Origin of the sequence: Brevundimonas sp. UBA5936 (assembly GCA_002430835.1) — a bacterium.
GTDB lineage: Bacteria > Pseudomonadota > Alphaproteobacteria > Caulobacterales > Caulobacteraceae > Brevundimonas.
On sequence record DJDA01000059.1, the window covers coordinates 444 to 7,390 of the forward strand.

General features: G+C 68.2%; 10 protein-coding genes. 8 read left to right on the forward strand and 2 right to left on the reverse strand.

Going from position 1 to position 6,947, the window contains the following annotated elements:
- From ispG to B2Y21_RS06145, 3 genes are all read left to right on the forward strand, one after another.
- On the forward strand, positions 1 to 772 hold a 772-nt coding region (ispG, locus tag B2Y21_RS06135; protein WP_292057978.1), incomplete at its 5' end, for a (E)-4-hydroxy-3-methylbut-2-enyl-diphosphate synthase.
- Between the two features lie 25 nt (positions 773 to 797).
- On the forward strand, positions 798 to 1,061 hold the full coding sequence (locus tag B2Y21_RS06140; protein ID WP_292057980.1) for a DUF333 domain-containing protein: 264 nt from the start codon (positions 798 to 800) through the stop codon (positions 1,059 to 1,061).
- A 13-nt stretch (positions 1,062 to 1,074) separates the two neighbouring features.
- Entirely contained in the window at positions 1,075 to 1,671 is a 597-nt protein-coding gene (locus B2Y21_RS06145) for a glutathione S-transferase N-terminal domain-containing protein (protein WP_292057982.1), read from the forward strand.
- Between the two features lie 3 nt (positions 1,672 to 1,674).
- On the opposite strand, the gene B2Y21_RS06150 is transcribed toward B2Y21_RS06145, so the two are convergent.
- Positions 1,675 to 2,454 carry a sulfite exporter TauE/SafE family protein gene (locus tag B2Y21_RS06150; RefSeq protein ID WP_292057984.1) on the reverse strand — a complete coding sequence of 260 codons (780 nt, stop codon included), beginning with the start codon at positions 2,452 to 2,454 and terminating at the stop codon, positions 1,675 to 1,677.
- Between the two features lie 88 nt (positions 2,455 to 2,542).
- Positions 2,543 to 3,151 carry a response regulator gene (locus B2Y21_RS06155; protein WP_292057986.1) on the reverse strand — a complete coding sequence of 203 codons (609 nt, stop codon included), beginning with the start codon at positions 3,149 to 3,151 and terminating at the stop codon, positions 2,543 to 2,545.
- 187 nt (positions 3,152 to 3,338) lie between these two features.
- Between B2Y21_RS06155 and prfA the strand changes: the two genes are divergently transcribed.
- From prfA to B2Y21_RS06180, 5 genes are all read left to right on the forward strand, one after another.
- Positions 3,339 to 4,406 carry a peptide chain release factor 1 gene (prfA, locus tag B2Y21_RS06160; RefSeq protein WP_292057988.1) on the forward strand — a complete coding sequence of 356 codons (1,068 nt, stop codon included), beginning with the start codon at positions 3,339 to 3,341 and terminating at the stop codon, positions 4,404 to 4,406.
- A 72-nt stretch (positions 4,407 to 4,478) separates the two neighbouring features.
- Positions 4,479 to 5,693, forward strand: coding sequence for a DNA recombination protein RmuC (locus B2Y21_RS06165; RefSeq protein ID WP_292057990.1), 1,215 nt, complete (start codon positions 4,479 to 4,481; stop codon positions 5,691 to 5,693).
- A gap of 93 nt (positions 5,694 to 5,786) precedes the next feature.
- The gene (locus B2Y21_RS06170) at positions 5,787 to 6,215 is read left to right on the forward strand and encodes a hypothetical protein (RefSeq protein ID WP_292057992.1); all 429 of its coding nucleotides are present in this window, start codon (positions 5,787 to 5,789) and stop codon (positions 6,213 to 6,215) included.
- 10 nt (positions 6,216 to 6,225) lie between these two features.
- Positions 6,226 to 6,669 (forward strand): hypothetical protein, encoded by a 444-nt coding sequence (locus B2Y21_RS06175; RefSeq protein WP_292057994.1) that lies wholly within the window; start codon positions 6,226 to 6,228, stop codon positions 6,667 to 6,669.
- Positions 6,666 to 6,863 (forward strand): helix-turn-helix transcriptional regulator, encoded by a 198-nt coding sequence (locus tag B2Y21_RS06180; protein WP_003164157.1) that lies wholly within the window; start codon positions 6,666 to 6,668, stop codon positions 6,861 to 6,863. The genes B2Y21_RS06175 and B2Y21_RS06180 overlap by 4 nt, the downstream gene beginning before the upstream one ends.
- Positions 6,864 to 6,947: the final 84 nt, after the last annotated feature.

Consider the following 6,947-nt stretch of genomic DNA (forward strand, 5'->3'; position numbering starts at 1 on the left):
CGGCTCGATCGACCGGGTCAAGGAAGTCGTCCAGGCCGCCCGCGACCACGGTTGCTCCATGCGCATCGGCGTCAACGCCGGCTCGCTGGAGAAGGAGCTGCTGGAGAAGTACGGCGAGCCTTGCCCCGATGCGATGGTCGAAAGCGCCCTGAACCACGCCCGCATCCTTCAGGATCTGGACTTCCACGAGTTCAAGATCTCGGTGAAGGCGTCCGACCCTTTCCTGACGGTGGCCGCCTATCAGCAACTGGCCGACGCCATCGACTGCCCCCTGCACCTGGGCGTGACCGAGGCGGGGCCGCTGCGCACCGGCACCATCAAGTCGGCCATCGGCATGGGCAATATGCTGTGGTCGGGCATCGGCGACACCATCCGCGTCTCGCTGGCCGCCGATCCGGTCGAAGAGATCAAGGTCGGCTTCGACATCCTGAAGTCCCTGGGTCTGCGTCACCGGGGAGTGAACATCATCGCCTGCCCGTCCTGCGCCCGCCAGGGCTTCAACGTCATCGAGACGGTGGCGATCCTGGAAGAGAAGCTGGCCCACGTCTCGACCGCCATGTCGCTGTCGATCATCGGCTGCGTGGTCAACGGGCCGGGCGAGGCCCTCTATACCGACATCGGCTTCACCGGCGGCGGCAAGGGGGCGGGCATGGTCTATCTGAACGGCAAGATCGCTCACAAACAGGCCAACGACGGCATGATCGACGAGATCGTCGCCCAGGTCGAAGCCAAGGCCGCCGAGCTGGACGCCGCCCGCAACGCGGCCGAATAGTCGGGCGAAACGAGGGGGAGAGACGATGCTGAAACACGCGATCCTGGCGGCGGCTCTGTTGGCGGGCGCCGCCTGTGCGCCGGCGCCTGAGGCCGAGCCGTCGTCTCGGGCCGTCGGCATGGCCAATCCCGCCTCGGTCAACTGTCAGCGCGAGGGCGGCAAGTCGGAAATCCGTCGCGACGCCCAGGGCGGCGAATACGGCGTCTGCGTCTTCGAAGACGGCCGCCAGTGCGAGGAATGGGCCCTGTTCCGCGACAAGCGCTGCGTGGCCCCCAAGGCGGCCGAGTGAAGACGGCTGAACAATGAAACTCTACATCACCACCCCCTCGCCCTTCGCGCGCAAGGTTCGCATCGTCGCCCGTGAAAAGGGCCTGGCCGACCGGATCGAGGAGATCGCCGTCGATCCTTACGGCAATGCGCCGGAACTGCTGTCGAGCAATCCTGTGGTGCAGGTTCCGACCCTGATCGCCGAGGACGGCCTGCCGCTGACCGACAGCCCGGTCATCGCCGAATATCTGGACGCGCTCGGCGCCGGGCCGCGTCTGCTGCCGACCGAGGGGCTTGAGCGCCTGCGGGTCAAGCGACTGGAGACGCTGGGCTGCGGCGCGCTGGAGATGGGCGTCAAACTGGTGCTGGAGAAGCGTCGGCCGGAACAGGAACGCTCGCCGTCGTGGGTCGAACGTTGGACCGTCAACATGGGCCGCGCCCTCGATGCGCTGGAGGCCGCCGCCCCGGACGCCGAGGCGCTGGACATGGGCGTGCTGACGGCGGGGATCGCCGTCACCTGGATCAGCTTCCGCCATCCGGACTACGACTGGAAGACGGGCCGCCCGAACCTGGTCGCCCTGCAGGCGGCGTTGGAGCAACGTCCCAGCTTCGTCGACACCTTCCCGCGCTAGGCGTCAGCGGATCAGTCCCGCCAACTGGGCGCCCTGGAAGGCGGCCAGGATCAGCAGCAGGAAGCCGACCGCATAGGTCAGAACCTTGCGCGGGATCTTCTTGACGATCAGTCCGGCGAAAGGGGCGGCGATCAGGCCGCCGACCACCAGGCCGCCGACGGCCGCCGCGTGGTTCTTCAGCGCGCCGGCCTCTTCCCAGTGCCCGCTGACCAGAGCCCAGACGAAGGTCGCCGAGACCGCTACGGTCAGGAAGAACTCGGCCGTGTTCACCGTACCGATGGCCTTGCGCGGCTCATGTCCGGCGCCGACCATGGTCGAGGAGACCGTCGGCCCCCAGCCGCCTCCGCCGACGGCGTCCAGAAAGCCGCCGACCAGTCCCAACGGCGCCGTGACCCAGGCGGGCAGGTGGCGCGGACGGATGTCATGGCCGGCGCGCCACAGGATCCATACGCCGACCAGCGCCAGATAGCCGACGACGAACGGCTTGATGGTCGAGGCCTCAAGCCCGGTCAGAACATAGGCGCCCAGCACCCCGCCGATGACGCCCGCGATGGCGAGCGGCAGCAGCAGCCGCCACTCGACGTTCTTGTGCCAGGCGTGGCTGCCGGCCGAGGCGGCGGTGGTGAAGACCTCGGCGGCGTGGACGCTGGCCGAGGCCGTGGCCGGGGGCACGCCCAGCGCCAGCAGCACGGAGGAGGAGATGACGCCGTAGGCCATGCCCAGGGCGCCGTCGACAGCCTGTGCCAGGACGCCGACCAGAAGGAACAGGAAGAAGGTGTCCATTCAGCGCCTCGGGCGGGTGGGGTTGAGGACCATCAGGCGCAGGTCGCGACCCGCCTGGCAATGGCCGTCATATCGGATGTCAGGCGGACTATAGCCGGGCGATGGCGTCCAGCACGTCGCGGCCGGTGTAGGGCTTGATCACCATGGCGGCGGCCAGTTCGGCGTTGTGCGCCGCCGCCGTCACGTCGCCGGACAGGAAGATGACTGGCACGCCCCAGCGCGATTTCAGATTGCGCGCCAGGTCCACGCCCGTCGCCTCGCCCGACAGATTGATGTCCAGCAGGGCCAGATCGATGGGATGCAGGGCGGTCGCCGCCTCGGCCGCCTCGGCGCTGTGGAAGGGGCCGACCACGCGGTGTCCGGCGGCGTCCAGGGCTTCGGTCAGATGGGCGGCGGCGTCGGCGTCGTCCTCAACCAGAAGCACGGTCTTGGGCTCGACCTCGATTGGACTCGGGACGGTCTGCGGCGGCGCCTGCCGCACCAGGACGGCGCGGACGTAAGGCCACAGTTCAGCGGCGGGGCGTTCGGCGTCCAGGTCGAAAATCTTGGCCAGGGCCTTCAATTCCTTCTCGGCGTCCGGGCTCACGGGGGCGCCGCCAGCAGTCAGCAGGCCGTCGTAGAGCGCGCACAGGCGCGCGACGTCGGCGCCTGGCGCAGGGCCCGTCGAGGCCCCATCCAGGGGCTTTTCATGGGTCATGCCCTGTCTCCAATTTTGTTTCAGCCCCGTGGAGCTAGGGGTTTTGCAGGTGCGAAGAAACCGGCCTGACGGGCTTGTGACGGCTGTTCACGATTGCTCCATGAGCGCGTGTAGAGGCGTTTTTATCGACACGGCGCCGTGTCGCGGGTAAGGCTCCGCGCTCGATTTTCTCAGCAAGGACACGCCGTTGCGACTGCCTCAGGCCCGGCTCGATCAGGTGCTCGACCGCTTCCATCAGGTGGAGGCGCGCATGGGCGCGGCCACCGACGGCGCCGAGATCGTGCGCCTGTCGAAAGAGCACGCCGAGCTCAAGCCGGTGGCCGACGCGGTGCAGGCCCTGGCCCGTGCCCGCGCCGAGGCCGACGACCTCAAGGCCATGGCGGCCGATCCGGAAATGGCCGCCCTGGCCGCCGACGAACTGGACGCCCTGACCGAGCGCCTGCCGGGCCTGGAGCGCGAGGTCGCCCTGCTGCTGGCCCCGCGCGACGCCGATGAAAACGCCTCGGCCGTGCTGGAAGTGCGCGCGGGCACCGGCGGCGACGAGGCGGCGCTGTTCGCGGGCGATCTGTTCCGCATGTATTCGCGCTACGCCTCCACGCGCGGCTGGCGGGTCGAGATCGACAGCGCCGCCGAGGGCGACGCCGGCGGCTTCAAGGAAATCATCGCCACCGTCAGCGGCGAGGGCGTCTTCGGCCGTCTCAAGTTCGAGAGCGGCGTCCACCGCGTCCAGCGCGTGCCCACGACCGAGGCGGGCGGCCGCATCCACACCTCGGCGGCCACGGTCGCCGTCCTGCCCGAGGTCGAGGACGTCGAGATCGAGATTCTCGACAAGGACATCCGCATCGACACCTACCGCTCGTCGGGCGCGGGCGGCCAGCACGTCAACAAGACGGACTCGGCGGTGCGCATCACCCACCTGCCGACCGGCATCGTCGCCACCTCCTCGGAAAAGTCGCAGCATGTGAACCGCGACAAGGCGATGAAGAACCTGCGCGTGCGCCTCTACGACATGCAGCGCCAGGCCAAGGACGCCGCCCGCTCGGACGCGCGCAAGTCGCAGGTCGGCTCGGGCGATCGCTCCGAGCGCATTCGCACCTACAACTTCCCGCAAGGGCGGGTGACGGATCACCGCATCGGCCTGACCCTGCACAGCCTGCCGCAGATTCTCGAGGGCGACCTCGACCCCATGCTCAACGCCCTGATCGCCGAGGACCAGGCCGCCCGCCTGGCCGATCTGGAAGCTGAACTGGGCTGAGGTGGCGCAGGCGCGTCCGCGTCTGACGCGGCCCGCCTTTAATCTGGCTCCGACTCCCGCTAGGAACGGAGCATGAACATGCTGGAACTCGTCCTCTTGGTCTTTGTCGCGGTCGCCGCGGCGGGCTTCCTGTGGGCCTATATGGGCTGGCAGAAGACGCGCGGCGCGCTGGACGCCGCCGATGCGCGGCTGGCGCTGATGGAGGAAAGCCGGGACTCCATGGCCGAGTTCCTCAAGGCTCAGGCGTCGCAGTCGGCCGAGGCGGTGGCGACCAAGCTGGTCGCTCGCGCCACCGAGACCTTTCAGGCTCAGGACCGCGTCGCGCGCGAGCGGATGGAGGCCCAGCTCAAGCCGGTGTCCGAAACCCTGGCCAAGTTTCAGCAGCACGTCACGGCTTTGGAAAAGGCGCGCGCCGACGAAACCGGCGGCCTGAAGGAGCAACTCAATCTGCTGATGGCCGCCTCCACCGCCACCCGCGATGAGGCGCGCCGCCTGACCGAGGCGCTGAAGGGCAACACCGGCCGTCGCGGCCGCTGGGGCGAACAGACCTGCCGCAATGTGCTGGAAGCCGCAGGCATGGCCGGCCGCTTCGACTTCGAGGAACAGAATTCCTCGGCCACCGATGAAGGCCGCCAGCAGCGCCCGGACTTCATCGTCAAACTGCCGGGCGGCGGCATGTTCGTCATCGACGCCAAGGTGTCCCTGGCCTTCGCCGACGAGGCGGACGGCGACGAGGAAGCCCAGGCCCGCGCCATGTCCCTGCGCACCGCCGCCAGCATGAAGACCCATGTGCGCCAGCTGTCGTCCAAGGCCTATCAGGACCAGTTCAAGCCCAGCCCCGACTTCGTCGCCATGTTCGTGCCGGGCGACGCCTTCCTGGCCGCCGCCCTGGACCACGAGCCGGACCTGATGACCACGGCCATGGCCTCGCGCGTGGTCATTGTCACGCCCACCACCCTGTTCGCCCTGTGCAAGGCTGTCGCCTACGGCTGGCGCGCCGAAGAGCAGGCCCGCAACGCCGAGGACGTCGCCAAGCTGGGCAAGGAGCTCTACAAGCGCCTGTCGGTCATGGGCGGCCACGCCGCCTCGGTCGGCAAGGCGCTGGACGCGGCGGTTTCCCGCTACAACCAGTTCGTCGGCTCGCTGGAAAGCCAGGTCATGGTCTCGGCCCGCCGCTTCGAGGATCTGAAGGTCGATCACGAGGGCAAGGAACTGCCCGAACTGAATGCGGTCGAGCAGTCGCCCCGCGCCCTCAGCCGCCCGGAGCTGCTGAACGCCCCGGAGTGACGGCGAGATGTGACAAACATGCTTGACGCCCTGCGGTCGGGCTGTAAAACTTGCTTGTCAAATCAGTTTACGCGCGGCGAGCCTATGAAATCGATGAAACCTCTCGGCCTGAAAGGCGTCGCGGCCATGTTCGGCCTGGTGGTGCTGATCGGCTTCTTCGGCGGACTTGGCAGCGGCTTCTTGGCCGACCAACCCGGTACGGTGGCGTTCTGGACGACTGTCGCCTTCACCGCCGTCACGATGGCCGCCGTCCTGGGCGTGTCCTACTGGTGGTGGAGCCGTCTCGACGAGGCTGCGCGCGAAGCGCACAAATGGGCCTGGTACTGGGGCGGCAGCACGGGAATGTTGGTCGGTCTCGTCCTCATGCTGATGCTGACCACGCGCCCGGGCGACATCGTTCTTCCCGCCAGCCTGGGCGAGACGCCGGCTGATCTGGTCGCCGCCGGCATGATCATTATCTTGGGCTTCCAGCTCATCGGCTACGGCCTGGCCTGGGTCTGGTGGTGGCTGGGCCGTCGTTGAGGAGAATGCCGTGAGCGACAGCGCTTTCCTGGGCGACAGGCCCTTGGCTCGAACCGGTGTGTTGTTCCTGCTGAAGATGGCGGCGGGCGTCGTCTGGCTCGCCGGCGCCGCCTGGGGCGGCGCCTATCTGTCCAAGGGCGGCGACGCGCTGCCTTTGAAGGCGCTGGCCGCAGCCGCCGTTGTTCTGCCTGTCTTCGTCTGGATCGCCGTGCTTCGCCGCCAGGCGGCGATCGATGAGCTGGAAGAGCGTTTGGCCCTGATGGCTCAGGCTCAGGGCGGCTGGTGGGCCCTGGCCTACGGCTCGACCCTGTTCGTCATCTCGAGCCTGATGGGCGATGGAGTCAGCCCTGTCATGCTGGCGACCCTGCCTGCGGGCGGTTTCCTGTTCGGCGAGGCGATGGCCCAGGTGGCGCGTTTCAACCTGTCGCGTCCCGGCAAGGAGGGGCGCGCATGAAGAACCGCCTCAAGGTGCTGCGCGCCGAGCGCGACTGGAGCCAGGCGCACCTGGCCGACGAACTGGGCGTGTCGCGCCAGACGGTGAACGCGCTCGAGACCGGCCGCTACGATCCCTCCTTGCCGCTGGCGTTCAAGATCGCCCGGCTGTTCCAGATGCCGATCGAATCCATCTTCATCGACGAAGAAGGCTGACGGCTGTTTCTCTTTTGCGACCCTAGGAGCCTGACCATGATCCGCCGACTCTGGAGCCGCGCCGCCGCCTCCGTCTCCGCCGCC

What these genes read in the sequence shown, in the direction of transcription:
- B2Y21_RS06140 (WP_292057980.1), top strand. Translation starts at nt 798, where the DNA reads ATGCTGAAACACGCGATCCTGGCGGCGGCTCTGTTGGCGGGCGCCGCC.
- B2Y21_RS06145 (WP_292057982.1), top strand. Translation starts at nt 1,075, where the DNA reads ATGAAACTCTACATCACCACCCCCTCGCCCTTCGCGCGCAAGGTTCGC.
- B2Y21_RS06150 (WP_292057984.1), bottom strand. Translation starts at nt 2,454, where the DNA reads ATGGACACCTTCTTCCTGTTCCTTCTGGTCGGCGTCCTGGCACAGGCT.
- B2Y21_RS06155 (WP_292057986.1), bottom strand. Translation starts at nt 3,151, where the DNA reads ATGACCCATGAAAAGCCCCTGGATGGGGCCTCGACGGGCCCTGCGCCA.
- B2Y21_RS06165 (WP_292057990.1), top strand. Translation starts at nt 4,479, where the DNA reads ATGAACATGCTGGAACTCGTCCTCTTGGTCTTTGTCGCGGTCGCCGCG.
- B2Y21_RS06170 (WP_292057992.1), top strand. Translation starts at nt 5,787, where the DNA reads ATGAAACCTCTCGGCCTGAAAGGCGTCGCGGCCATGTTCGGCCTGGTG.
- B2Y21_RS06180 (WP_003164157.1), top strand. Translation starts at nt 6,666, where the DNA reads ATGAAGAACCGCCTCAAGGTGCTGCGCGCCGAGCGCGACTGGAGCCAG.